Origin of the sequence: Pseudomonas sp. NIBRBAC000502773 (genome assembly GCF_006517195.1) — a bacterium.
GTDB classification, from domain to species: domain Bacteria; phylum Pseudomonadota; class Gammaproteobacteria; order Pseudomonadales; family Pseudomonadaceae; genus Aquipseudomonas; species Aquipseudomonas marginalis.
Window position 1 is genome coordinate 1,886,571 of the sequence record NZ_CP041189.1, and the last position, 22,274, is coordinate 1,908,844.

Below are 22,274 nucleotides of genomic sequence, written 5' to 3' on the forward strand. Positions count from 1 at the left end.
CCATCGATCAAGGCGATAGTCATGGCCTCTAACGAAGTGCTGCAGGCGTTTGTGCAGGCGGCCACCCAAGGCTCGTTTTCGGCGGCGGCGCGCAAGCTCGGCAAGAGCCAGTCCACCGTCAGCGCGGCCGTGGCGAGCCTGGAGATTGACCTGGATGTGGTGCTGTTCGATCGCAGCAGCCGCAAGCCGACGCTGACGCCGGCGGGCCATGTGTTGCTGCAACGCGCCGAGCAGGTGCTGGAGGCCAGCAGCCGGCTGGAATTGGCGGCGAGCCAGTTGGCCCAGGGGTTGGAGCCGAAGCTGAGTATCGCCATGTCCGACACCTACCAGTCCGACCGTTTCGAGGTCGCCCTCAGCGCCTTTGAACAGCGCTACCCGGACCTGGAGCTGGAATGCCTGATCGCCGAATGCGAAGACCTGATCGCCCTGGTCCAAAGCGGTCGCGCGCAGATTGCGTTTATTGAACACCAGGAAGAGTATCCGCCGGACCTGACCCGCGCGCCCGTGGACGAGCGCACGGAAATTGCCCTGTTCGTGTCACCCAGACATCCGCTGGCGGGCGTCGGGACCCTCACCGCGCACACCCTGCAACAGCACCGCGAATTGCGTTTGGCCAGCATCATCAACCCGAACGAAACCCGCGCCAACGGCCGTGTCTGGTCGGCCCCCAGTTACCTGATGCTGTTGGAGATGGCCCAGTTAGGGTTTGGCTGGGCACCGATTCCGCGCTGGCTGGTGGAGCGCTTTGGTGGGGGGCAACTGGTCGAACTCAAGGCCCGGGGTTGGCCGCGTTCGGTGGCCGTGGATGCACTGTGGTCCCGACACCATCCGCCGGGGCCGGCGGGGAGTTGGTTGTTGGGGAAGATGCTGGAGTGATCTTCATTGCTTGGGGGGATTGAGTTCGGCCAGGCGGCGTTCCAGGAATTGCTTTTCCGGAATTTGCCGGGTCAGTGACAAGGCTTTTTCGTAGGCTGCCCGGGCCTCTTCCACCTGCCCCAATTGCCGACAAAACTCGCCCCGCGCCGAATACGCCAAGTGGTAATCCAGCAACGCCCCGCGCGCCAGAATGCCTTCCACCAACTGCAGCCCCGCCAGCGGCCCTTCGCCCATGGCCACCGCCACGGCGCGGTTCAACTCGATCACCGGCGACGGCACGGCACTGAGCAACACATCGTAGAGCCCGATAATCTGCGGCCAATCCGTTTCCCCGGCGCTGGGCGCTTCGGCATGCACCGCTGCAATCGCCGCTTGCAGGCAGTACGGGCCAAAGCCGCGACGGCTCAGGGCCTGTTCCACCAGCCCACAACCTTCGACCATCAGGGACGCGTCCCACAGCGAACGATCCTGTTCATCTAACAACACCAGCTCGCCGCTGGCTGAGGTGCGCGCCGCGCGGCGGGACTCGTGCAACAGCATCAGCGCCAGCAGGCCCATCACTTCCGGCTCCGGCAGCAACTCCAGCAGCAGGCGGCCGAGGCGAATGGCTTCGCGGGTCAGGTCCTCGCGCGTGAGGTCCGCGCCCATGGACGCCGAATAGCCTTCGTTGAAGACCAGGTAAATCACCCGCAGCACGCTGTCGAGGCGCTCGGGCAGCTCGGCCAGCGACGGCACCTGATAAGGGATTTTGGCTTCGCGAATCTTGCCCTTGGCGCGCACGATGCGTTGGGCGATGGTGGTCGGGGTGGCCAGAAAGGCGCGGGCGATTTCCTCGGTGGTGAGGTCGCAGATCTCACGCAAGGTCAGCGCCGCCTGGGCGTCGGCCGCCAACGCTGGGTGGCAGCAGGTGAAGATCAGGCGCAGGCGGTCGTCTTCCACGTCCTCAACGCTCCAGTCGGCGGCTTCCAGTGCGTCGGCCTGCGCCTGCAACAAGGGCGCAAAACGGGCTTGGCGGCGCAGGCGGTCGATGGCCTTGAAGCGTCCGGTCGACACCAGCCAGGCCCGTGGGTTGTCCGGCACGCCCTCTTGCGGCCAGCGCTCGACCGCGACGAAGAACGCCTCGTGCAAGGCTTCTTCGGCGAGGTCGAAATCCCCGAGCAGGCGGATCAGCGTAGCCAGGACGCGCCGGGATTCGCTGCGGTAAATGGCCTCGATTGCCGACGTCAATCAGGCATGCCCTGGGTCACCAGCGTCACCAGGCGGTCCAGGCTCTGGCCCCAGCCGTCGTGAAAGCCCATGGCTTCGTGGGCCTGTTTGTCTTCAGCACTCCAGTGCATGGCGCGGGCGGTATAGAGGGTCTTGTTACCTTCGACTTCCTGCAGGATCACTTCGGCGGTCATGAACGGTTTGCCCGAGGGGATCCAGCCCGGCGTATAGGCGTCGGTAAACACCAGGCGTCGAGGGGCGACGATTTCCAGGAACACGCCCTGGGTCGGGTACTCACTGCCATCCGGCGCACGCATCAGGGTGCGAAACAGACCACCGACCCACAGGTTCATTTCGCACTCGGGGGTGGTCATGCCGTGGGGGCCCCACCATTGTTGCAATAAGGCGGGCTCGGTCCAGGCGCGGAACACCCGGCTGCGCGGTGCATCGATCAAGCGGCTGATGGACAGTTCAAATTCGGCAGGTTGCGTAGGCATGACTAAACCTCCTCAAGTCTTATGGTTGTTGTGCTCAGAGATTCAATTGGCGCACAGGGCGCACTTCCACACTGCCGACCCGGGCGGCCGGAATGCCACCGGCCACCTGGATCGCTTCATTCAAGTCCCGCGCCTCGATCAGGTAGAACCCGGCGAGCTGCTCCTTGGTTTCGGCAAACGGCCCGTCGGTGATCGACAGCTTGCCATTGCGCATGCGCACCGTGGTGGCCGTGGTTACCGACTCCAGCGGCTCGGCGGCGAGCATCCGCCCGCTTTTTTGGATGGACTGCGCGTATGCAAGACATTCCGGGTCTGCGGGGCTGTCCGGCGAGGTGTGCAGCACCTGCTCGTTGCTGTAGATCAGGCAGAGGTATTTCATGTGCGTCTCCGTCTTCGGACTATTGACTATAGTTCGCGGCGCTCAAGGTTTCAGGTCGAACAGTGCTGTGCCGCTGGCCATGTCGAACGGCGCCGACCAGTGCTCATGCACCACCTTCCAGTCGCCGTTGAAGCGTTGATAACCAGCGGTCACGCGCATCCAGCAAGCCTTTACTTCACCGTCCGGCCCGGCGCCGCCGCAGTGGGCGAGCCAGTGGGCGAATGCGCTGTCCTGGGACTCGACGATACGCAGTTCGTGGAACTCGAAAATGCCCGGGCCGGGGCAGTGCTCCATGCAGGCCTCCCAGTGCGCACGGTAGGCCGCCTTGCCTTTGAACTGCAGGGCGGTCACGGCGTCGAACGAGACGATATCGTCGGCGTAATAGCTGACAATTTTATCGATATTCCGGGAAAGCACGGCTTGCTTCCATTGCTCGATCAGGGTGTTGATTGCGGTACTCATGGCGATACTCCTTCGGGTTGGAAATCACGGAAGACACCCTTAGTCGAACGGCCCTCGGGCAAATCGACAGCCCGTTGAAAAATAATGTTGTCCAGCACAAACCCGATAGACTGCGCCCTTCCTTGCCGCTGTTCGGACACGCCGATGCAAACCCGCCTTGTCGCCTACGAAACCCTGAATGCCGTGCAACAACAGCACGTCAGCGCCATCGAAGTTCACCCTGAACAGTTGCCGTTTTGCGGCGACATGTACTGCGCCCTCAATTCTCTCCTGGCCAAGCCCAGCCCCGGCGTCAAAGGCTTTGCCCTGCTGGCCGACGACATTCCGGTAGCCTTCCTCCTGCTTAAACGCCCACCCTGCCTGCCCCACTGGGCCGATGAACACAGCGCAACGCTGCATGCGTTGCAGGTGGATCGGCAGCAGCAAGGGCGTGGATTCGGCAAGGCCTGCCTGCAAGCCTTGCCGGCGGCGGCATTGCAGGCGTGGCCGCAGATCAAGGCGCTGGAGTTGTCGGTGGACACGGACAATGTGGCGGCGATGGGGTTGTATCTGGGCGCAGGATGGGTGGACAGCGGGGAGGCGTATAAGGGGCGGGTTGGGTATGAGCGGAGGTTGAGGTGGGTGTATGCGTCTTAACCATGGCTCTGCTGACGGGCTGCGCAGCGGTAGGTTTGGGGGGCTGCTGCGCAGCGGTAGGTTTGGGGGGCTGCTGCGCAGCCCAATGCGGGACAAGCCCGCTCGCCACAAAGGAAGGGTCCAGCCAGTGCTTACTTGGGTTCTACAGGCAACCAGATCTCCACCGTCCCCGTCCCCTTGCGCCCATCAAAATCCGCGCTGTAGCGCTCGAAATCCGCCCCCGCCACCTTGTAGCCCGAGTGCGGCAACCACTCGAACATGATGCGCTCATAGGTCTGCTCCAGTGCCTGCACCGGGCCATAGTGCGGGAACACGGCGTAGTGGTGCGCAGGCAGTTCGACGCACTCGAAGTTGCTCGGCACATCGCCCTTGGACGGTACTTCCACCCCGGCCATGTAATCGAATTCACCGTGGCTGGGGTTATGGCAAACGCCGTAGGTCACCCCGCCGACGCGTTTCTTGATGTGTTTTACGCTTTCGTCGAACACGCTCCACAACTTGGGGATATCCCCCACGGTGGCCTTCGAATAACGCCCTTGCACCCCGGCGATCACCAAGGTCTTGCCGTCTTCCATGCGCGGCTCTAACGGTTGTTTTGTCTGCTGGTCCATCTGAACAGTCTCCTTCTTATGAGGGAACAAACCCGTATCGAGTATAGGGGCATATCCTTGCAGTACTCCATGCAGAAAATTTCCCGACACATCTGGACAACTGGCCATCATCGACCGTATTGTCTGCCCCGCAGGCCACCGCAGTGGCCGACGTCGCTCGGACGGTTCCGGGCGCTTACGTACTCTCGAGGCAACAATGGCCGACCAAGGTTCGCCGCGCCGCTTTGCGCGCATAGATCGACTCCCCCCTTACGTTTTCAATATCACTGCCGAGCTGAAGATGGCTGCGCGTCGGCGCGGCGAAGACATCATCGACTTGAGCATGGGTAACCCCGACGGCGCCACGCCTCCCCATATCGTGGAGAAGATGGTCACCGTCGCCCAGCGTGAAGACACCCACGGCTATTCCACCTCCAAAGGCATTCCACGTCTGCGCCGGGCAATTTCGCGCTGGTACAAGGATCGCTACGCAGTGGACATCGACCCCGAGACCGAAGCCATCGTGACCATCGGTTCCAAGGAGGGCCTGGCGCATTTGATGCTGGCCACCCTGGACCAGGGCGACACGGTGCTGGTGCCCAACCCGAGTTATCCGATTCATATCTACGGTGCCGTGATTGCCGGCGCCCAGGTGCGTTCGGTGCCGCTGATTCCAGGCGTGGACTTCTTCGCCGAGCTGGAACGGGCAATCCGTGGGTCGATCCCCAAGCCGAAGATGATGATCCTCGGCTTCCCGTCCAACCCGACCGCGCAGTGCGTGGAGCTGGATTTCTTCGAACGGGTGATCGCCCTGGCCAAGCAGTACGACGTGCTGGTGGTGCATGACCTGGCCTACGCCGACATCGTCTACGACGGCTGGAAAGCCCCGTCGATCATGCAGGTGCCGGGCGCCAAGGACATTGCGGTGGAGTTTTTCACCCTGTCCAAGAGCTACAACATGGCCGGCTGGCGTATCGGTTTCATGGTGGGCAACCCGGAACTGGTCAACGCCCTGGCGCGGATCAAGAGCTACCACGACTATGGCACCTTCACCCCGCTGCAAGTCGCCGCGATTGCCGCACTGGAAGGCGACCAACAGTGCGTAAAGGACATTGCCGAGCAGTACCGCCAGCGCCGCAATGTGCTGGTCAAGGGCCTGCATGAGCTGGGCTGGATGGTGGAGAATCCCAAGGCGTCGATGTACGTCTGGGCGAAGATCCCCGAGGCGTATGCCGCCATGGGCTCGCTGGAATTTGCCAAGAAGCTGCTGCTGGAAGCGAAGGTCTGTGTGTCGCCGGGGATTGGGTTTGGCGAGTATGGGGATGATCATGTGCGCTTCGCGCTGATCGAGAACCAGGACCGGATTCGCCAGGCGGTGCGGGGGATTCGCGGGATGTTCCGGGCGGATGGGCTGGTCGCTAAAGCCTGACCCGATCCACCTGAACAAATGTGGTCAAACTGTGGGAGGGGCTTGCCCCCTCCCACAGTTGCATTGGGTTTTCACCCTTGCCTTGTAGCGTGTCTGTTAGACCACCAACGACAGCAACATGATAAAGATCAGTGCCACAACGGACAGGATGGTCTCCATCGCCGTCCAGGTCTTGAAGGTCTCGGCCACGGTCATGTTGAAGTACTGCTTCACCAGCCAGAACCCCGCATCGTTGACGTGAGACAGAATCAACGAACCCGCCCCCGTCGCCAACACCAGCAGCTCACGGTTAACTCCGGGAATCATCCCCACCACCGGCACTACGATGCCCGCGCCGGTAATGGTCGCCACGGTGGCCGAACCGGTCGCTACGCGAATCACCGCCGCCACCAGCCACGCCAGCAGGATCGGGTTGATCTGTGCGTTCACCGCCATGTGGCCGATCACGTCACCCACGCCGCTGGTCACCAACATCTGCTTGAAGCCACCACCGGCACCGATGATCAGGATGATCGCGGCGGTCGGTGCAAGGCTGGCGTCAAGCAGCTTGAGGATCTGCTTGGAATGGATGCCCTGGCGACTGCCAAAGGTGTACAGCGACAGCAGCAACGCCAGCAGCAAGGCGGTGATCGGGTGACCGATCATGTCCATCCAGTTGCGCACCACGTTGCCTTCGGCAAAGGCGATGTCGGCGAAGGTTTTGAGCAGCATCAGGAACACCGGCAGCAGCACGGTGACCAGGGTGATACTGAAGCTCGGCAGGTTTTTGTTCTCAGGCTCGCGGGCCAGTTGATCGACCAGTTCCTGGGACGGGTTGCCCGGGATGTACTTGGCGATAAACGTACCGAAGATCGGGCCAGCGATAATGGCCGTCGGCAGCGCGACGATCAGGCCGTACAGGATGGTCTTGCCGATGTCAGCGCCAAACACGCCGATGGCCAGCAGCGGGCCCGGGTGCGGCGGTACCAGGCCGTGGACTGCCGAGAGGCCGGCGAGCAGCGGGATGCCGATCTTGATCAGCGACACGCCGGTGCGGCGCGCAACGATAAACACCAGCGGGATCAGCAGTACAAAGCCGATCTCGAAGAACAACGGAATGCCCACCAGGAACGCGGCGAACATCATGGCCCACTGGACCTTGTCCTTGCCAAAGGCGCGGATCAGGGTCTGGGCGATCTGATCGGCACCGCCGGATTCGGCCATCATCTTGCCGAGCATGGTGCCCAGCGCGAGGATGATGCCGACAAAGCCAAGCACCCCGCCGAAACCGTCCTGGAACGCCTTGATGATCTTGTCCACCGGCATGCCCGAGGTCAGGCCAAGGAAGCCGGCCGCGATGATCAGCGCGATAAACGGGTGAACCTTGAAGCGGGTGATCAAGACGATCAGCCCGATGATGGTAACGACTGCATCTAACAGCAGGTACGACTCGTGGGACATGCCAAACATGGGGGGTCTCTCCTGTTTGTTGTTGTTATTAAAGCGGGTGTTGAATTTCCTGCCGGGGATAGCGCTATCTTTTCCGGCAAAAAATCAGTTGGATGGTTCAAAACCGTGTGTCAGCCACCAGGCGTTGGTCTGCCTGGCCAACTCCTCGACGCTGTCTTCGCTGGCGTTGAGGGCCAGGGTCAGCGGCTCGCCCTTGGGCGATTCAAGGGTGGCGAACTGGCTGTCGATGAGGCTGGCCGGCATGAAATGGCCCGGCCGATGGGACACGCGGTCGGCGGCGACTTCGCGGGTCAGCTCCAGGAATACAAAGCCCAGGCCCGGCGCGGCTTCGCGCAGGTGGTCGCGGTATTTCTTTTTCAGCGCGGAGCAGGTGAGTACCGGATGTTCACCGGCTTTGAGCGAACGGCGCAGTTCATCGCACAGGATGTCGAGCCAACCGGCGCGGTCGTCGTCGTTGAGGGGGTGGCCGGCGCTCATCTTTTCGATGTTCGCGGCGGGGTGAAAGCTGTCGCCTTCAATGGCGGTGGCACCGTTCAGGCGGCACAGGGCCTCGCTGACGCTGGTTTTGCCACAGCCGGCAACACCCATGATGACCAGGGCGGTAACAGGTTGACTCATGAAACACCTCAAGACGCAGATAGCGCTACCTTTGCACGCGGTGAGGCAAGTGCAAAAACAGGCTTTTCCCGCGCCGTCTTGTCATTTTTATGGAGTGACGCGTGCATCCGCTCCAATCATTTGAACCGGATCAGGCAACCCATAGTTCAATAATTTGCAGCCTTTTGGAGACAGCGCTACCTTAGTGCCTCGATTTTTGTTTGGCAAGCCGCCTGATGACCTCCAAGAACGATAAAAATACCCGCACCACCGGTCGCCCTACCCTCAACGAAGTTGCCCGCCTGGCCGGCGTCAGCCCGATTACCGCCTCCCGCGCGTTGCGCGGCATCAGCACCGTGGCCACCGAGTTGGTGGAAAAAGTCCAGCACGCCGCTGCCGAACTCAACTACGTGGTCAACCCCGCCGCCCGCGCCCTGGCTTCGGCCCAGAGCCATTCGGTGGTGGTATTGGTGCCGTCGTTGTCCAACCTGCTGTTTATCGAAACCCTCGAAGCCATCCACCAGGTGCTGCGGCCAAAGGGCTTTGAAGTACTGATCGGCAACTCCCACTATTCGCGCGACGAAGAGGAAACCCTGCTACGCAACTACATGGCCTATCAGCCACGGGGTTTGCTGCTGACCGGCTTTGATCGCACCGAAAGCGCCCGACGGATGGTCGAGGCAAGTAATGTGCCGTGTGTGTACATGATGGACCTCGACCCCAACGCCGGCGTGAACTGCGTGGGCTTCTCGCAACTGGCGGCGGGTGAAACCGCGGCCGCACATTTGATCTCCCGCGGGCGCAAGCGCCTGGCGTATATCGGCGCGCAACTGGACCAACGCACCCTGCTGCGTGGCGAAGGCTTCCGCCGTGCGCTGCAACAGGCGGGCCTGTACGACCCGGCGCTGGAACTGCTGACACCACGCCCTTCCTCGGTCGGCCTGGGCGGCGAACTGTTCCTGCAACTGCTGGCCACCCATCCGGATGTGGATGCGATCTTCTTCGGCAACGACGACCTGGCCCAGGGCGCGCTGCTGGAAGCCATGCGCCACGGCATCAAAGTCCCAGAACGTGTCGCGGTGCTGGGCTTCAACGACTTGCCGGCCTCGTCCTTCATGGTGCCGCGCCTGAGCAGCATCAGTACCCCCAGGGAAGCGATCGGGCGGCGGGCGGCGGAGCATTTGTTGACGATCATGGCGGGCAACAGGATCGCTAAGCCGGTGGTGGACATGGGGTTTGAGTTGCAGGTTCGCGAGAGCACGTAGTCCCTACGCGGTCAAAATGTGAGAGGGGGCTTGCCCCCGAAAGCAGAATGTCAGCCAGAACATTTGGTGGCTGACACGCTATCGGGGCTTAGGTATCCACACACCTTTGGCTCAACACTGAACGTCCGGCAGACAGGGCTGTTGTGGCGAGCGGGCTTGTCCCGCGCTGGGCTGCGTAGCAGCCCCAAAACCAGCCTCTACAGAGTGTCTGATACACCGCATTCTTCTTTACTGGGGCTGCTACGCAGCCCAACGCGGGACAAGCCCGCTCACCACAGAGAGATTTGTCAGGATCTGCAAGTTGTGTAGATACCCATGGCTATCGGGGGCAAGCCCCCTCCCACATTTTGACCCCGCCCGCTCGGAGGCATCGCCGTAGCTTCTCCCGCCTGCTAGATTGGCTGTTCTCCATCGCAAGGAAAGCACCATGGCACATTCACTGAAAATCCTGGGTCGCACGTCCTCCATCAACGTGCGCAAAGTGCTCTGGACCTGCCAGGAACTGGGCATCGACTACGTGCGCGAAGACTGGGGCATCGGCTTCCAGCCCACCCAGTCCGCCGAATTCCTTGCCCTGAACCCCAACGCGCAGATACCCGTGCTGATCGACGACCACGGCGTGCTGTGGGAGTCCAATACCATCTGCCGCTACCTCGTGGGGCTTTACCAACGCCACGACCTGCTGCCCATCGAGCCCGCACCACGGGCCCGGGTGGAGCAGTGGATCGACTGGCAGGCCGTCGAGCTCAACCGTGCCTGGGGCGATGCCTTCACCGCCCTGGTACGCAATAACCCGGACGGCCTGGACGCGGCGCAGATTGAAGCCGCCGTGCAACGCTGGAACGACAAGATGGGCATCCTCGAGCAACAACTGGCCAAAACCGGGGCCTTTGTTGCCGGCGATGAATTCACCCTCGCCGACATCCTCATCGGCCTCTCGGTGCACCGCTGGCAGATGACGCCCATGGCGCGCCCGGCCTACCCGGCCATTGCGGCCTATTATCAGCGCCTCGGCCAGCACCAGGGCTTCCAGCTCTTCGCCCTCGACGGACACAACTGAGGAGACGCACGTGAAAGGACTCAACGTACTGCTCACTGGCGCCTGCGGCAGAATCGGCAAGACGTTTTTCGAAGCCTCGAGAGACCGCTACCGTTTCACCCTCACCGACCGCATCGCGCCTGATTTCGACCTGGGCGAACACCGCTTCGTGCACGCCGACCTCAGCAACAAAGCCAGCCTGGCCAGCCTGCTCGAAGGCATCGATGTGATCGTGCACCTGTCGGGCATCCCCCACGCCAGCGCCACGTTCGACGAATTGCTACCAAACAATATCCTCGCCACCACCTACCTGTTCGAAGCCGCCGTGGCTGCGGGCGTGCAACGCGTGGTGTTCGCCAGCAGCGCGCAAACCATCGAAGGCTACCCGGTAGACCGGCAGATCACCCCAGGCATGCAGGTGATGCCGGGCAACCTGTATGGCGTGAGCAAATGCTACGGCGAAGCGCTGTGTGGCTACTACGCGGCGAAAACCCCGCTGTCGACGATTGCCCTGCGCATCGGCGCGTTCGAATTCGTTGAAACCCACGACCTGAACAACGCCCGCGACCTCAGCGCCTGGCTCAGCCCGCGGGATGCCGTGCAGCTGCTGCAGCGTGCAGTGGAGGCCAAGGGCGTGAAACACCTGATCGCCCATGGCATTTCCAATAACCGTTTCAAGCGCCTGGACCTGAGCGAAACCACGCGGGTGTTGGGTTACCATCCGTTGGACGATGCATTTCAGACCTTCGATATCCCCATCACTGACTGAGTTTTCCCCGCCATGCCTGCACTCCCCGCTACAGACGGCATCGACCCGATCCGCGCCGCCCATATCAGCGCGCGTATCGACCGCCTGCCCGCCGTTGCCACGGTCTGGCGCCTGGTGGCGCTGCTGTCGATCGGCGGTTTTTTCGAGCTGTATGATTTGTTCCAGACCGCCTACATCAGCCCCGGCCTGATCAGTGACGGGATTTTCCACACCGGCAGCGAGGGCGTGTTTGGCTTCTCCGACCAGGCGGCGTTCGCCTCGGCGACCTTCCTCGGCCTGTTCCTCGGCGCCAGCCTGCTCAGCCCGATTGCCGACCGCTTCGGGCGCCGAGCGATCTTCACCTTTGCCTTGATCTGGTACACCGTCGCCACGGTGTTGATGGGCATTCAGACATCCGCGCTGGGCATTATCTGCATGCGTTTCCTGGTGGGCATCGGCCTGGGCATCGAGCTGGTGACCATCGACGCCTACCTATCGGAACTGGTGCCCAAGCGCATGCGCAGTTCGGCGTTTGCCTTTGCGTTTTTCATCCAATTCCTGTCGGTGCCGGCCGTGGCGTTGATGTCATGGTGGCTGGTGCCCCAGGCACCGTTCGGGGTGTCGGGCTGGCGTTGGGTGGTGCTGAGCAGTGCGGTGTTTGCGCTGTTTATCTGGCAACTGCGCAAGCGCCTGCCGGAATCACCGCGCTGGCTGGCGCAGAAAGGCCGCTTCGAAGAAGCCGGCAGGATCATGGACACCCTGGAGGCACGCTGCCGGAAAGACCATGGCAAACCGCTGGATGAACCCGAACCCGAAGCCGTCAGCGTGCAAGGCAGTGGCCGTTTTGCCGACATCTGGCAACCGCCGTACCGCCGCCGCGCGTTGATGCTGATTGTGTTCCATGTGTTCCAGGCCATCGGCTTCTTTGGTTTCGGCAACTGGTTGCCGGCGCTGCTTTCGGGCCAGGGTGTCAGCGTGACCCACAGCTTGCTGTACGCCTTTATCATCACCCTCGCCTACCCGCTGGGGCCATTGCTGTTTGTGAAGGTGGCCAACCGCTTTGAAAACAAATGGCAGATCGTCGGCTCCGCCATGGGTGCGGTGATCTTCGGCAGCCTGTTCGCCCTGCAAACCACGGCGGTGGGGCTGGTGATCTGCGGAGTGATGATCACCTTCTGCAACGCCTGGCTGAGCTTCAGTTACCACTCCTACCAGAGCGAGCTGTTCCCGACCAATATCCGCGCGCGGGCGGTGGGGTTCTGCTATTCGTTCAGCCGCTTGTCGACGGTGTTCAGCAGCCTGTTGATCGGTTTTATCCTCGAACACCTGGGCACACCCGGTGTGTTGGCGTTTATTGCCAGCAGCATGCTGATCGTGATGATCACCATCAGTTGGTTCGGCCCGCGTACGCGCAACCTGGCCTTGGAAAATATCGCCCATTGACGGCAACGGTTGGCCGCCGGCAGGACAATGTTTGCCGCGGCGGCCAGGCCAAATCCAATCAAACCGGGGGTTATCGGACTCGGCATGTTATTTGCTCCCGCTATGGCACCGAACATTTTCCCAGGTGACCGATCATGCTGGTTAACAAAAACCCCCAAGCCGTGTCGACCCTTCAAAAGATCACGCGTCCCGACATGGACCCGGCCAACGCCGCCGCCAGCACGCTGTACAGCGGTGCCCTGCAAGCGGCGCAGCAAAGCGTGACCCTGCCGGCCGCGCAGAAGGATCTGGACAAGGCGGGAGATCGCATCGACGAAGCTTTCGCCAAGACCCGCGTGCAGTTGCAGGCCAGCACAGCGGCCACCACGGCGACGACGGATGTACCCGCCACAAGCTCCGCCCGCGCAGACTTCACCGATTACATGAGCAAAACCCCGGCCGAGCGTATCCGTGAGCAATTGCTCAAGGAACAAGGGTTGACCGAGGCGGATGTGCAGAACATGTCGCAGGAAAAGCAGGACGCCATTTCCAAGCAAGTGGCCGAGCGTTTGAAGCAGCAGCAAGAGCAGCAGGTAGCGGCGAAGACCACTGACCCGCAGGCGCGGGCAGTGAAAGAAACCCTGGCGGCGATCTAAGTCACAGGTGGGGCGCCGAGCGTCCCTGGCGGCATTCCCACGCGGGTGCGTGGGAATGATCATTAACTCAGTGACCGAACAGGCCGGTCTCGGTTTTCTTGGCTTTCTTGTCGGCGCGTTTTTCGTCGGCGGTCTTTGCCGGTTTCTTCTTCGCGGCTTTCTTTGAATCCATACCTTTGGCCATGATGCATGCTCCACTTACAGGGGATGTAACACTGGGTATACCACCTATTGCCGCACAGAAGGCGCTTATAATCCCCGGCCCTTGATTATGTTGCCCAAACACCATGCCCGAACTGCACATCGCCCCCCTGGCTGAGCCGCTATGGCCGCTGCTGAACAAGTTTTATCGCCGTCATGACTCACCGATGAAGGCGCTCAAGGGCGGGCGTTTGTGGGTAGCGCGCGACAGCGAGATTGTCGCCGGTCTGTGCCTGACACCCGTGGTCGGCGGACAGTGGTTGACCGGCGTGTTTGTCGACCCGGCGTATCGCGGCCAGGGGTTGGCGGGGCGATTGATAGCGGCGGCGGCGGCCGAGGTGCAAGGCACGCTGTGGTTGTTGTGCCATCCGGACCTGGAAGGTTTGTATCAGCGCATGGGTTTCACCCAGGACACGCTATTGCCGCAATCCCTCAGCGAGCGGCTGGTGCGCTACAAGCGCAACAAACCGATGATCGCCATGGGCTTAGATCGTTTAGTGAGGTCGTCCTCGGATAATGTGTGATCGCCCCGTATGGGCCCCATGCTAGCCTCGGCGACACAGTGGCCCACTTTTCGGATGATCATGAAAGCGACCTTTGCAGCTCTGTCCCTTACCGCCCTCCTCGTTCCCACGTTCAGCCAGGCCGCCGACGCACCGATCAGCGCCCAGCAATACGCCAGTGTGTTGGCCGGCAATTGGCGCGACCCGGCCAACAGCGCCCGCGACGGCTATCGCCACCCGCAGCAGACCTTGGAATTCTTTGGCCTGGGCGCCAGGCAGACCGTGATCGAAATTACCCCAGGGGGCGGTTGGTACAGCGAACTGCTGGCACCGTTGCTCAAGGAGCACGGGCGTTACATCGCCGCCGTGCAAGCGCCAAGCAGCAGCGCCTATGCGCGCACGTCCGAAGAGAACCTGAAAAACAAATTCGCCGCCGACCCGACGCGCTATGCCAAGGCAGACGTGGTCGAGTTCGACCCCAAGGCACCGGTGTTCGGCAAACCTGCTTCGGCGGATGCCGTGCTGACGTTCCGTAATGTGCATAACTGGGTGCTGGCCGATACCGCCGAGGCCACGTTCCGCGCGTTCTACACGGTGTTGAAACCGGGTGGCGTGCTGGGCGTGGAAGATCACCGGGCCAAGGACGGGGCCGAGCTGGAGGCGATCAAGGACAGCGGTTACCTGACCACCGCCCAGGTGGTGAAACTGGCCACCGACGCGGGGTTCAAGCTGGCAGGCCAGAGCGAGGTCAACGCCAACCCGAAGGACACCAAGGATTATCCCGCCGGCGTGTGGACGTTGCCGCCGACGTTGAAATTGGGGGAGCAGGACAAGGCAAAATATGTGGCGATTGGCGAGTCGGACCGGATGACGTTACGGTTCGTCAAACCGGCCAAATAACCTGCTCCCTCCCAGATTATGTTCTCAACGGGCCGGCGATTACTCGTCAGCGGTTGGGTCCATGTCGGGAAACATCACTTCAATAAAGCCGAACTTGCTGAAGTCGGTAATGCGCGAGGGGTACAGCCGGCCGATCAGGTGATCGCATTCATGCTGCACCACCCGCGCGTGGAAGCCATCGGCAAAACGGACGATCGGCTCGCCCTTCGGATCAAACCCCTCGTAGCGAATCTGCTGGTAACGGTCCACCGCACCACGCAGTCCGGGCACCGACAGGCAGCCTTCATAGCCTTCTTCCAGCACCGGGCTGAGCGGCGTGATCAATGGGTTGATCAGGATGGTCTGCGGCACCGGCGGCGCATCCGGGTAGCGCTCGCTGGCTTCGAACCCAAAGATCACCAGTTGCAGGTCGACGCCAATCTGCGGCGCGGCCAGGCCGACGCCGCCCACGTGCTCCATGGTCTGGAACATGTCGTCGATCAATTGCCACAGCTCGGGGCTGTCGAACATTTCCGGCGGTACCGGCGGGGCGATACGCAGCAGGCGTTCATCGCCCATTTTCAGGATTTCACGGATCATCGATCAGACTTCATCGGTAGTGGGTTTGGAGTGGTCGCGGCCGAGGCCGGAGACATGTTGTTTTTCATGCGCGGGCGCGGGCGCGGGCTCATCGAAATCCTTTGCGCCTGGCTCCTTGCCTTCGGCCGACATGTGCTCGATCACGGCATTCATCTCCGCCCCCAGCAACAGCACGGCGGCGGAAATGTAGAAGTACAGGAGCAACACGATGATCGCACCGATGCTGCCATACATGGCGTTGTAGTCGGCGAAGGTTTTGACGTAGTAGCCAAAACCGAGAGAGGCGACGATCCACACCACCACCGCAAGCACCGAACCTGGGGTAATAAAGCGAAATTTCTGCTCGACGTCCGGCATCACGTAATACATGAGGGCCACGGCAAACATCAGCAGGATCACGATCAGCGGCCATCGCACGATGGTCCACAAGGTCACCACGAATTCCTGCATGCCGATCTGGCCGGCCAGCCATTCCATCACCTGCGGACCGAGCACCATCAACGCGGCAGCAGCCAGCAGCATGCCGGCGATGCCGATGGTGTAGAAAATCGACAGCGGAAAACGCTTCCAGATCGGCCGGCCTTCCACGACGTCGTACGCGGCGTTCATGGCGCTCATCATCAGGCGCACGCCAGCGGAGGCGGTCCAGAGGGCAATCACGATACCCACCGAGAGCAGGCCACCCTTGGATTGCTGCAACTGGTCGATCACCGGGTTGACCTGCTCCAGGGCCTGGGGCGGAAGCACCAGCTCCGACTGCAGGCGCAGCCAGGTGAAAAAGTCCGGCAGGTGCAGGAAACCGATCAGGGCGATAAGGAACAGCAGGAAGGGAAACAACGAAAACAGCATCTGGTAGGCCAGTGCCGAGGCGTAGGTGGACATCTCGTCATCGACGAATTCCTTGACGGTGCGCACCAGCACTGTGTGGAGCTTGAGACCATCGAGAACCGGAAAAATCATAGCGTCTCCTTTCGCCGCAAAAAGGGGGTTCATGGGCGACTCAGGGGCCGTTTTCTACATCAAGGTAGCCTATTTGGCGACCTTGAAACAATTTCGAAACTTTAATCACTGCATGTGACATAAAAACGGCCATCCGTGGATGGCCGTCCGGCTGCACGATGGCAGTCTTACTTGGTCGCTTTTTTCACCGCGTCCTTGGTGTCGCCCACGGCTTTTTCAACCTGGCCTTTCTTTTCCTGCACGACACCTTCAGCGCGCAGTTTGTCGTTGCCGGTGACTTTGCCGACGCCTTGCTTGATGTTACCGACGGCTTCGTCTTTCAAACCTTTTGCCTTATCCGCTGTGCTGCCCATGGTATTTCTCCGAAAGAACAATCAAAGGGTTTTGGTCATTACGTAGAGATTGACCCGAGGCCGTTCGGCAGAGTTTCAATTATTTTTCGGTGAACATTTCATCGCCAACGACAGGTTTGGCTTTATGTTTTGCAGCCAACCCACGAGAATGCCCGGCACATTCAGGCGCCAACGCTGAATAACAGATCCCGTAGGAAGGTTATGAAACTCAATAAAGCACAGGCCATCGCCCGCAGAAACCAGGAACTGGGCGGTGCCGTACTCGGCGTCAACAACTGCCACTTCACCGACCTGGACCGCAAACGCAACATCTGGTGGTTCGATCTGCCGGTGGGGCGTATTGCCGTCGGCCAGTACGAGTGGATTCACCTGTTGATGCACAACGCCGAGACCGACCAGCTGCTGCACCTGAAGGTGCCGACCGTGTTCCTGCGTGAAAAGCTCGAGGGGCTGGTGGTGCGCAACGCGGGCAAGCGCAAGCCGGAGATTACCCTGGAGCTGAGCGCGGATAAGGATTCGTTCTTGAAGGACGTGCGGCCGGCGGGTGCGGGTGTGAGCTTCGCGCAGTTCGCCGTGTAAGAACGCGGTCAAAAAAATGTGGGAGGGGGCAAGCCCCTCCCACATTTGGATCGGATTACTTTTTAAGACCGAGTTTCTTCAGTTCTTCATCGCGCAACTCGCGGCGCAGGATCTTGCCCACGTTGGTGGTCGGCAACGCATCGCGGAACTCCACGGCCTTGGGCACCTTGTAGCCGGTGACGTTGGCGCGCATGTGCTCCATGACCTGCTCCTTGGTCAGGGTGGCGCCCGGCTTGACCACGATGAAGAGCTTGATGTGTTCCCCGGACTTTTCATCCGGCACACCGATGGCCGCGCACTGCAGTACGCCCGGCAGGCCCGCCAGCACGTCCTCCAGCTCGTTGGGGTACACGTTGAAGCCGGAGACCAGGATCATGTCCTTCTTGCGATCGACGATGCGCATGTAGCCATCCGGCTGGATGATCGCGATGTCGCCGGTCTTCAGCCAGCCTTCGCTGTCGAGGATCTCGGCGGTTGCGTCTTCACGCTGCCAGTAGCCCTTCATCACCTGCGGGCCCTTGACGCACAGTTCGCCGACTTCACCCAGGGCCAGCTCGACACCGTCGTCGGTGATGACCTTGCACAGGGTCGACGGCACCGGAATGCCGATGGTACCGATCTGGATATGCTGGATCGGGTTCACCGTCGCCACCGGGCTGGTTTCGGTCATGCCGTAGCCTTCGCAGATGCCGCAACCGGTCACCGCTTTCCAACGCTCGGCCGCCGCCAGTTGCAGGGCCATGCCGCCCGACAGGGTGACTTTCAGCGCGGAGAAGTCCAGCTTGCGGAAGGCTTCGTTGTTGCACAGCGCCACGAACAGAGTGTTCAGGCCGACAAAGCCGCTGAACTTCCACTTCGACAGTTCCTTGACCATCGCCGGCAGGTCGCGCGGGTTGCTGATCAGGATGTTGTGGTTGCCGATCAGCATCATCGCCATGCAATGAAAGGTGAACGCATAGATGTGGTACAGCGGCAGCGGCGTGATCAGGATCTCGCAACCTTCATTGAGGTTGGAGCCCATCAGCGCCTTGCATTGCAACATGTTGGCGACCAGGTTGCGGTGGGTGAGCATCGCGCCCTTGGCCACGCCGGTGGTGCCACCGGTGTATTGCAATACGGCAACATCGCCGCTGGCCGGGCAGACTTCGTTGACCGCTTGCCCCTGGCCCTTGGCGAGTACGTCGTTGAACTTGATCGCCTTGGGCAAGTGATAGGCCGGGACCATTTTCTTCACGTACTTGATGACGCTGTTGATCAGCAGGCGCTTGAGCGGCGGCAACAGGTCGGCGACTTCGGTGACGATCACATGCTTGACGGCGGTCTTGGGCACGACCTTTTCCGCCAGATGGGCCATGTTGGCCAGGCAGACCAGCGCCTTGGCGCCGGAATCATTGAATTGGTGTTCCATTTCCCGCGCGGTGTACAGCGGGTTGGTGTTGACCACGATCAGGCCGGCACGGATGGCGCCGAACACGGCGACCGGGTATTGCAGGACGTTGGGCAACTGTACGGCAATGCGATCGCCGGGCTTCAAGTCGGTATGCTGTTGCAGGTACGCGGCGAAGGCGCCGGACAATTCGTACAATTCACCGTAGGTGATCGTCTTGCCCAGGTTGCTGAAGGCCGGTTTGTTGGCAAAGCGCTGGCAGGACTGCTTCAATACCGCCTGAATATTCGGATACTCGTCTGGATTGATTTCTGCAGCAATCCCGGCGGGGTACTTATCCTTCCAAAAGTCTTCGTGCATGGAAGCCCACTCCTCAGCGACGCGAATTCATCATCGCATTTGATGCGATTATTATTGGTGTATGTTTTTTTAGGTGAATCTGGCGCTTTCAAGCAGGCCTAGACGTCACAAAGCGCGCCGAGAGTAGCAGCTTTGCCAAAGGCCGACTAGAGCCTAAAGAGGGCCCCGCAGTCATAATCACGACTGTCCTACAATATTTGGTCACACTTTAAACAGAACTGAAATTCCTTGATGAAAGGCTCTGGAATAAGGCCTTCAGGACGACACACGATAAATGTGGGAGGGGGCAAGCCGAATCGTCGCACCGCGACTCCCACATTTTTACCGCATTTCACATCAGGCGATGTCGCGTAGTTCCCTGCGCAGGATCTTCCCTACCGGCGTCATCGGTAACGAGTCGCGCAACACAATGTGCTTGGGCACCTTGTAACCCGTGAAGTTGGTCTTGCAGTACGCCTTCAATTCCTCAAGGCTCACCCCTTCCGCCCGCGCCACCACAAACAGCTTCACCGCCTCCCCCGTGCGCTCGTCCGGTACGCCGATCACCGCGCAATTGGCCACGGCCGGGTGGGCCATCACCACGTCCTCGATCTCATTGGGGTACACGTTGAAGCCCGAGACGATGATCAAATCCTTCTTGCGGTCGACAATGCGCACAAACCCATCTTCGTCGATCACCGCGATGTCACCGGTCTTCAGCCAGCCTTCGGCGTCCAGGGCCTCTGCGGTGGCGGCCGGTTGCTGCCAGTAGCCCTTCATCACCTGCGGGCCCTTGATGCACAACTCGCCACGCTCGCCCAGGGGCAACTCGGTGCCTTCGTCATCAATTACCTTCATCGCGGTGGCGGGCACCGGGATGCCCACGGTGCCCAGGCGTGATTTGTTGCCATAGGGGTTGGTGCTGGCCACCGGCGAGGTTTCCGTCAGGCCATAGCCCTCGCCGATCGAGCAGCCGGTGATCTGCTCCCAGCGTTCGGCCGTGGCCTTGATCAGGGCCGTACCGCCGGAGTTGGTGAGCTTGAGGTGGGAGAAATCCAGGTTCTTGAACTCCGGGTGGTCCATCAACGCCACAAACAGCGTGTTGAGCCCCAGCAGCCCGGTAAAGCGCCACTTTTTCAGCTCCTTGATAAACCCACCGATGTCCCTGGGGTTGGTGATCAGTACATTGTGGTTACCCGAGACCATCATGCACATGCAGTTCGCGGTGAAGGCATAGATATGGTACAGCGGCAGCGGCGCGATCATCACCTCCTGCCCTTCCTTGATCAGCGGGTGGCCGTCATCGCCGGTCTGGGACATGCAGGCGCGCACCTGTTGCATGTTCGCAACCAGGTTGCCATGGGTGAGCATCGCGCCCTTGGCCAGGCCGGTGGTGCCGCCGGTGTATTGCAGCACGGCAATATCGTTCAGGTTCACCGGATGGCGCGTCACGCCGAGGCCCGCGCCCATGCGTAGGGCGCGCTTGAACGACACCGCACGCGGCAGGTGGTAGGCCGGGACCATCTTCTTGACCTTGTCGACCACGGTGTTGACCAGCCAGCCTCTGGCGGCGGGCATGAAGTCGCCCATCCTGGCTTCGATCAGGTAGTCGATCTCGGTGTCGGTGCACACGTCCTGCACCCGCGAACCGAACAGGTTGAGGTAGACCAGGGCGCGCACGCCGGCGTCCTTGAACTGGTGGCGCATCTCGCGCGGGGTGTACAGCGGGTTGGTGTTGACCACGATCAGCCCGGCGCGCAGTGCGCCGAACACGGCAATCGGGTAGTGCAGCACGTTGGGCATCTGCACGGCGATGCGCTCGCCGGGCTTGAGGTCGGTGTGCTGCTGCAGGTAGCCGGCGAACGCCGCACTCTGGCGCTCAAGCTCGGCGTAGGTCAGGGTGATGCCCATGTTGCTGAATGCCGGACGGTCGGCAAAGGCCTTGCACGAGCGCTCGAAGACTTCGATTACCGACTTGTAGGCCGAAAGGTCGATGTCATTGGGAACGCCCGCCGCGCGTTTGTCATTCCAGAAATCAGGTTGCATTATTCTTGTCCCCTTACCTGAAGGTGTCCGGCCGCTTTTATAGAAAGCGGAGCTTGGGGGACGTTAGCAGCTATGGCCAAACAGGCAAATACAGCAAATTGCGTCATTGATTGTATGAATCTTGTCCCTGATGCGCAGGCAGATACCCCGTCGCCTGACAGATGAGCTATACACTGCAACAACGTCGAGCAGACCTTGAGCAGACCTTGAGAAAGGGAACCCCATGAACCACAGCACCTTCTGGCTGACCGCGAATGACCGCAGCCGCCTGTACGTCAATCATTGGATGCCCGACGGCCCGGCCAAGGCGGTGGTCATGCTGTCCCACGGCATGGCGGAGCACAGCGGGCGCTATGCGCGGCTGGCCGAAGCCCTGGGCAGTGCCGGCTATGGTGTGTATGCGCCGGACCAGCGTGGCCACGGCCGCACCGCCGACGAAGGCACGCTGGGCCTGTATGCCGAAAAGGACGGCTGGAACAAAGTGGTGGGCGACCTGGCCAGCCTCAACCAGCACATCGGCCAGCAGCATCCGGGGCTGCCGATCATTTTGCTCGGCCACAGCATGGGCAGCTATCTCGCCCAGGCCTACCTGCTGCACCACAGCGCCAGCCTGCATGGAGCGATTCTCAGCGGTTCGAATTTCCAGCCGGTGGCGCTGTACCGTGCCGCTCGGCTGATCGCTCGCGCCGAACGCCTGCGCCAGGGTGTGCGCGGGCGCAGCGCGTTGATCGAGTTCCTGTCCTTCGGCTCGTTCAACAAGGCATTCAAGCCCAATCGCACCGCGTTCGACTGGCTCAGCCGTGACCCGAACGAAGTCGACAAATACATCAACGATCCACTCTGCGGCTTCCGCTGTACCAACCAACTATGGATCGATCTGCTCGGCGGCTTGCAGCAAATCAGCAAAGCGTCCAATCTCGCCCAGATCGATCCGGGCCTGCCGATCCTGGTGATGGGCGGCGAATGTGATCCGGTCAGTGAGGGCAAGCGTCTCAAAAGCCTGGCCGATGCCCTGCGAGAGGCCGGCAGCCAGCACCTGCAACTGAATATCTACCCGCAGGCGCGTCACGAAGTGTTCAACGAAACCAATCGCGATGAAGTCACCGCCGATGTGCTGAGGTGGCTCGACCAGGCCCTGACCTTGCGCAGGCCGGCCCACTGCGAATAAATTTACTT

General features: G+C 61.1%; 24 protein-coding genes and 1 pseudogene. 12 read left to right on the top strand and 13 right to left on the bottom strand.

Annotated features, from left to right (window positions below; translation table 11 throughout):
* Positions 1 to 21 precede the first annotated feature (21 nt).
* Positions 22 to 876, top strand: a complete 855-nt coding sequence (locus NIBR502773_RS08675) for a LysR family transcriptional regulator (protein ID WP_065925265.1) — start codon at positions 22 to 24, stop codon at positions 874 to 876.
* A gap of 3 nt (positions 877 to 879) precedes the next feature.
* Here NIBR502773_RS08675 and NIBR502773_RS31260 read toward each other — a convergent pair whose 3' ends face one another.
* The 5 genes and pseudogenes from NIBR502773_RS31260 to NIBR502773_RS08695 form a co-directional block, all read right to left on the bottom strand.
* A complete protein-coding gene (locus NIBR502773_RS31260; protein ID WP_373682388.1) occupies positions 880 to 1,035 on the bottom strand; it encodes a tetratricopeptide repeat protein in 156 nt (51 codons plus the stop codon).
* 309 nt (positions 1,036 to 1,344) lie between these two features.
* A pseudogene (locus NIBR502773_RS31265) lies at positions 1,345 to 2,103 on the bottom strand (RNA polymerase sigma factor); the annotation flags it as partial.
* Entirely contained in the window at positions 2,100 to 2,579 is a 480-nt protein-coding gene (locus NIBR502773_RS08685; RefSeq protein ID WP_141155858.1) for an SRPBCC family protein, read from the bottom strand. The gene NIBR502773_RS08685 and the pseudogene NIBR502773_RS31265, both read right to left, overlap by 4 nt.
* Before the next feature lie 34 nt (positions 2,580 to 2,613).
* The gene (locus NIBR502773_RS08690) at positions 2,614 to 2,958 is read right to left on the bottom strand and encodes a YciI family protein (RefSeq protein ID WP_141155859.1); all 345 of its coding nucleotides are present in this window, start codon (positions 2,956 to 2,958) and stop codon (positions 2,614 to 2,616) included.
* Between the two features lie 42 nt (positions 2,959 to 3,000).
* Positions 3,001 to 3,420, bottom strand: a complete 420-nt coding sequence (locus NIBR502773_RS08695; RefSeq protein ID WP_065925269.1) for a nuclear transport factor 2 family protein — start codon at positions 3,418 to 3,420, stop codon at positions 3,001 to 3,003.
* A 144-nt stretch (positions 3,421 to 3,564) separates the two neighbouring features.
* Here NIBR502773_RS08695 and NIBR502773_RS08700 point away from each other — a divergent pair, with 144 nt between their 5' ends.
* The gene (locus tag NIBR502773_RS08700) at positions 3,565 to 4,056 is read left to right on the top strand and encodes a GNAT family N-acetyltransferase (RefSeq protein ID WP_141155860.1); all 492 of its coding nucleotides are present in this window, start codon (positions 3,565 to 3,567) and stop codon (positions 4,054 to 4,056) included.
* A 131-nt stretch (positions 4,057 to 4,187) separates the two neighbouring features.
* Here NIBR502773_RS08700 and NIBR502773_RS08705 read toward each other — a convergent pair whose 3' ends face one another.
* Entirely contained in the window at positions 4,188 to 4,667 is a 480-nt protein-coding gene (locus NIBR502773_RS08705) for a GyrI-like domain-containing protein (RefSeq protein ID WP_141155861.1), read from the bottom strand.
* 196 nt (positions 4,668 to 4,863) lie between these two features.
* Between NIBR502773_RS08705 and alaC the strand changes: the two genes are divergently transcribed.
* A complete protein-coding gene (gene alaC / locus NIBR502773_RS08710) occupies positions 4,864 to 6,075 on the top strand; it encodes an alanine transaminase (protein WP_141155862.1) in 1,212 nt (403 codons plus the stop codon).
* Between the two features lie 96 nt (positions 6,076 to 6,171).
* Here alaC and NIBR502773_RS08715 read toward each other — a convergent pair whose 3' ends face one another.
* Complete coding sequence (locus tag NIBR502773_RS08715) at positions 6,172 to 7,524, bottom strand: GntP family permease (protein ID WP_027605614.1); 1,353 nt, start codon at positions 7,522 to 7,524, stop codon at positions 6,172 to 6,174.
* A gap of 84 nt (positions 7,525 to 7,608) precedes the next feature.
* On the bottom strand, positions 7,609 to 8,142 hold the full coding sequence (locus NIBR502773_RS08720; RefSeq protein ID WP_027605613.1) for a gluconokinase: 534 nt from the start codon (positions 8,140 to 8,142) through the stop codon (positions 7,609 to 7,611).
* A 212-nt stretch (positions 8,143 to 8,354) separates the two neighbouring features.
* Between NIBR502773_RS08720 and NIBR502773_RS08725 the strand changes: the two genes are divergently transcribed.
* From NIBR502773_RS08725 to NIBR502773_RS08755, 7 genes are all read left to right on the top strand, one after another.
* Positions 8,355 to 9,386 carry a LacI family DNA-binding transcriptional regulator gene (locus tag NIBR502773_RS08725; RefSeq protein ID WP_168209035.1) on the top strand — a complete coding sequence of 344 codons (1,032 nt, stop codon included), beginning with the start codon at positions 8,355 to 8,357 and terminating at the stop codon, positions 9,384 to 9,386.
* 427 nt (positions 9,387 to 9,813) lie between these two features.
* Positions 9,814 to 10,446 (top strand): glutathione S-transferase family protein, encoded by a 633-nt coding sequence (locus NIBR502773_RS08730; RefSeq protein WP_141155864.1) that lies wholly within the window; start codon positions 9,814 to 9,816, stop codon positions 10,444 to 10,446.
* 10 nt (positions 10,447 to 10,456) lie between these two features.
* Positions 10,457 to 11,194 (top strand): NAD(P)-dependent oxidoreductase, encoded by a 738-nt coding sequence (locus NIBR502773_RS08735; RefSeq protein ID WP_141155865.1) that lies wholly within the window; start codon positions 10,457 to 10,459, stop codon positions 11,192 to 11,194.
* 12 nt (positions 11,195 to 11,206) lie between these two features.
* Positions 11,207 to 12,616, top strand: coding sequence for an MFS transporter (locus NIBR502773_RS08740; protein WP_141155866.1), 1,410 nt, complete (start codon positions 11,207 to 11,209; stop codon positions 12,614 to 12,616).
* A gap of 134 nt (positions 12,617 to 12,750) precedes the next feature.
* The gene (locus NIBR502773_RS08745) at positions 12,751 to 13,251 is read left to right on the top strand and encodes a hypothetical protein (RefSeq protein ID WP_141155867.1); all 501 of its coding nucleotides are present in this window, start codon (positions 12,751 to 12,753) and stop codon (positions 13,249 to 13,251) included.
* A 287-nt stretch (positions 13,252 to 13,538) separates the two neighbouring features.
* Positions 13,539 to 13,976 carry a GNAT family N-acetyltransferase gene (locus NIBR502773_RS08750; RefSeq protein ID WP_027605607.1) on the top strand — a complete coding sequence of 146 codons (438 nt, stop codon included), beginning with the start codon at positions 13,539 to 13,541 and terminating at the stop codon, positions 13,974 to 13,976.
* A gap of 60 nt (positions 13,977 to 14,036) precedes the next feature.
* Positions 14,037 to 14,855, top strand: coding sequence for a class I SAM-dependent methyltransferase (locus NIBR502773_RS08755; protein WP_141155868.1), 819 nt, complete (start codon positions 14,037 to 14,039; stop codon positions 14,853 to 14,855).
* A gap of 39 nt (positions 14,856 to 14,894) precedes the next feature.
* Here NIBR502773_RS08755 and def read toward each other — a convergent pair whose 3' ends face one another.
* The 3 genes from def to NIBR502773_RS08770 all read right to left on the bottom strand — a co-directional run bounded on the left by def (position 14,895) and on the right by NIBR502773_RS08770 (position 16,747).
* Entirely contained in the window at positions 14,895 to 15,434 is a 540-nt protein-coding gene (gene def / locus NIBR502773_RS08760; protein ID WP_027605605.1) for a peptide deformylase, read from the bottom strand.
* 3 nt (positions 15,435 to 15,437) lie between these two features.
* The gene (locus tag NIBR502773_RS08765) at positions 15,438 to 16,394 is read right to left on the bottom strand and encodes a YihY/virulence factor BrkB family protein (protein WP_115487127.1); all 957 of its coding nucleotides are present in this window, start codon (positions 16,392 to 16,394) and stop codon (positions 15,438 to 15,440) included.
* A 167-nt stretch (positions 16,395 to 16,561) separates the two neighbouring features.
* Entirely contained in the window at positions 16,562 to 16,747 is a 186-nt protein-coding gene (locus NIBR502773_RS08770; protein ID WP_016973106.1) for a CsbD family protein, read from the bottom strand.
* 201 nt (positions 16,748 to 16,948) lie between these two features.
* Between NIBR502773_RS08770 and NIBR502773_RS08775 the strand changes: the two genes are divergently transcribed.
* Positions 16,949 to 17,326, top strand: coding sequence for a hypothetical protein (locus tag NIBR502773_RS08775; protein WP_027605603.1), 378 nt, complete (start codon positions 16,949 to 16,951; stop codon positions 17,324 to 17,326).
* Positions 17,327 to 17,381: 55 nt separating this feature from the next.
* Here the strand turns inward: NIBR502773_RS08775 and fadD1 are convergent, their stop codons facing one another.
* Together fadD1 and fadD2 are read right to left on the bottom strand one after the other, a co-directional pair.
* Positions 17,382 to 19,073, bottom strand: coding sequence for a long-chain-fatty-acid--CoA ligase FadD1 (fadD1, locus tag NIBR502773_RS08780; protein ID WP_115487128.1), 1,692 nt, complete (start codon positions 19,071 to 19,073; stop codon positions 17,382 to 17,384).
* Between the two features lie 336 nt (positions 19,074 to 19,409).
* A complete protein-coding gene (fadD2, locus tag NIBR502773_RS08785) occupies positions 19,410 to 21,098 on the bottom strand; it encodes a long-chain-fatty-acid--CoA ligase FadD2 (RefSeq protein WP_141155869.1) in 1,689 nt (562 codons plus the stop codon).
* Positions 21,099 to 21,321: 223 nt separating this feature from the next.
* On the opposite strand from fadD2, the gene NIBR502773_RS08790 reads away from it, so the two are divergent.
* Positions 21,322 to 22,266 carry an alpha/beta hydrolase gene (locus NIBR502773_RS08790; protein WP_141155870.1) on the top strand — a complete coding sequence of 315 codons (945 nt, stop codon included), beginning with the start codon at positions 21,322 to 21,324 and terminating at the stop codon, positions 22,264 to 22,266.
* Positions 22,267 to 22,274 lie beyond the last annotated feature (8 nt).

What these genes read in the sequence shown, in the direction of transcription:
- NIBR502773_RS08750 (WP_027605607.1), top strand. Translation starts at nt 13,539, where the DNA reads ATGCCCGAACTGCACATCGCCCCCCTGGCTGAGCCGCTATGGCCGCTG.
- NIBR502773_RS08740 (WP_141155866.1), top strand. Translation starts at nt 11,207, where the DNA reads ATGCCTGCACTCCCCGCTACAGACGGCATCGACCCGATCCGCGCCGCC.
- NIBR502773_RS08790 (WP_141155870.1), top strand. Translation starts at nt 21,322, where the DNA reads ATGAACCACAGCACCTTCTGGCTGACCGCGAATGACCGCAGCCGCCTG.
- NIBR502773_RS08695 (WP_065925269.1), bottom strand. Translation starts at nt 3,420, where the DNA reads ATGAGTACCGCAATCAACACCCTGATCGAGCAATGGAAGCAAGCCGTG.
- NIBR502773_RS08770 (WP_016973106.1), bottom strand. Translation starts at nt 16,747, where the DNA reads ATGGGCAGCACAGCGGATAAGGCAAAAGGTTTGAAAGACGAAGCCGTC.
- NIBR502773_RS08715 (WP_027605614.1), bottom strand. Translation starts at nt 7,524, where the DNA reads ATGTTTGGCATGTCCCACGAGTCGTACCTGCTGTTAGATGCAGTCGTT.
- NIBR502773_RS08765 (WP_115487127.1), bottom strand. Translation starts at nt 16,394, where the DNA reads ATGATTTTTCCGGTTCTCGATGGTCTCAAGCTCCACACAGTGCTGGTG.
- alaC (WP_141155862.1), top strand. Translation starts at nt 4,864, where the DNA reads ATGGCCGACCAAGGTTCGCCGCGCCGCTTTGCGCGCATAGATCGACTC.
- NIBR502773_RS08745 (WP_141155867.1), top strand. Translation starts at nt 12,751, where the DNA reads ATGCTGGTTAACAAAAACCCCCAAGCCGTGTCGACCCTTCAAAAGATC.
- fadD1 (WP_115487128.1), bottom strand. Translation starts at nt 19,073, where the DNA reads ATGCACGAAGACTTTTGGAAGGATAAGTACCCCGCCGGGATTGCTGCA.
- NIBR502773_RS08730 (WP_141155864.1), top strand. Translation starts at nt 9,814, where the DNA reads ATGGCACATTCACTGAAAATCCTGGGTCGCACGTCCTCCATCAACGTG.
- NIBR502773_RS08755 (WP_141155868.1), top strand. Translation starts at nt 14,037, where the DNA reads ATGAAAGCGACCTTTGCAGCTCTGTCCCTTACCGCCCTCCTCGTTCCC.
- NIBR502773_RS08775 (WP_027605603.1), top strand. Translation starts at nt 16,949, where the DNA reads ATGAAACTCAATAAAGCACAGGCCATCGCCCGCAGAAACCAGGAACTG.
- NIBR502773_RS08675 (WP_065925265.1), top strand. Translation starts at nt 22, where the DNA reads ATGGCCTCTAACGAAGTGCTGCAGGCGTTTGTGCAGGCGGCCACCCAA.
- def (WP_027605605.1), bottom strand. Translation starts at nt 15,434, where the DNA reads ATGATCCGTGAAATCCTGAAAATGGGCGATGAACGCCTGCTGCGTATC.
- NIBR502773_RS08690 (WP_141155859.1), bottom strand. Translation starts at nt 2,958, where the DNA reads ATGAAATACCTCTGCCTGATCTACAGCAACGAGCAGGTGCTGCACACC.
- NIBR502773_RS08700 (WP_141155860.1), top strand. Translation starts at nt 3,565, where the DNA reads ATGCAAACCCGCCTTGTCGCCTACGAAACCCTGAATGCCGTGCAACAA.
- NIBR502773_RS08720 (WP_027605613.1), bottom strand. Translation starts at nt 8,142, where the DNA reads ATGAGTCAACCTGTTACCGCCCTGGTCATCATGGGTGTTGCCGGCTGT.
- NIBR502773_RS08685 (WP_141155858.1), bottom strand. Translation starts at nt 2,579, where the DNA reads ATGCCTACGCAACCTGCCGAATTTGAACTGTCCATCAGCCGCTTGATC.
- NIBR502773_RS08705 (WP_141155861.1), bottom strand. Translation starts at nt 4,667, where the DNA reads ATGGACCAGCAGACAAAACAACCGTTAGAGCCGCGCATGGAAGACGGC.
- fadD2 (WP_141155869.1), bottom strand. Translation starts at nt 21,098, where the DNA reads ATGCAACCTGATTTCTGGAATGACAAACGCGCGGCGGGCGTTCCCAAT.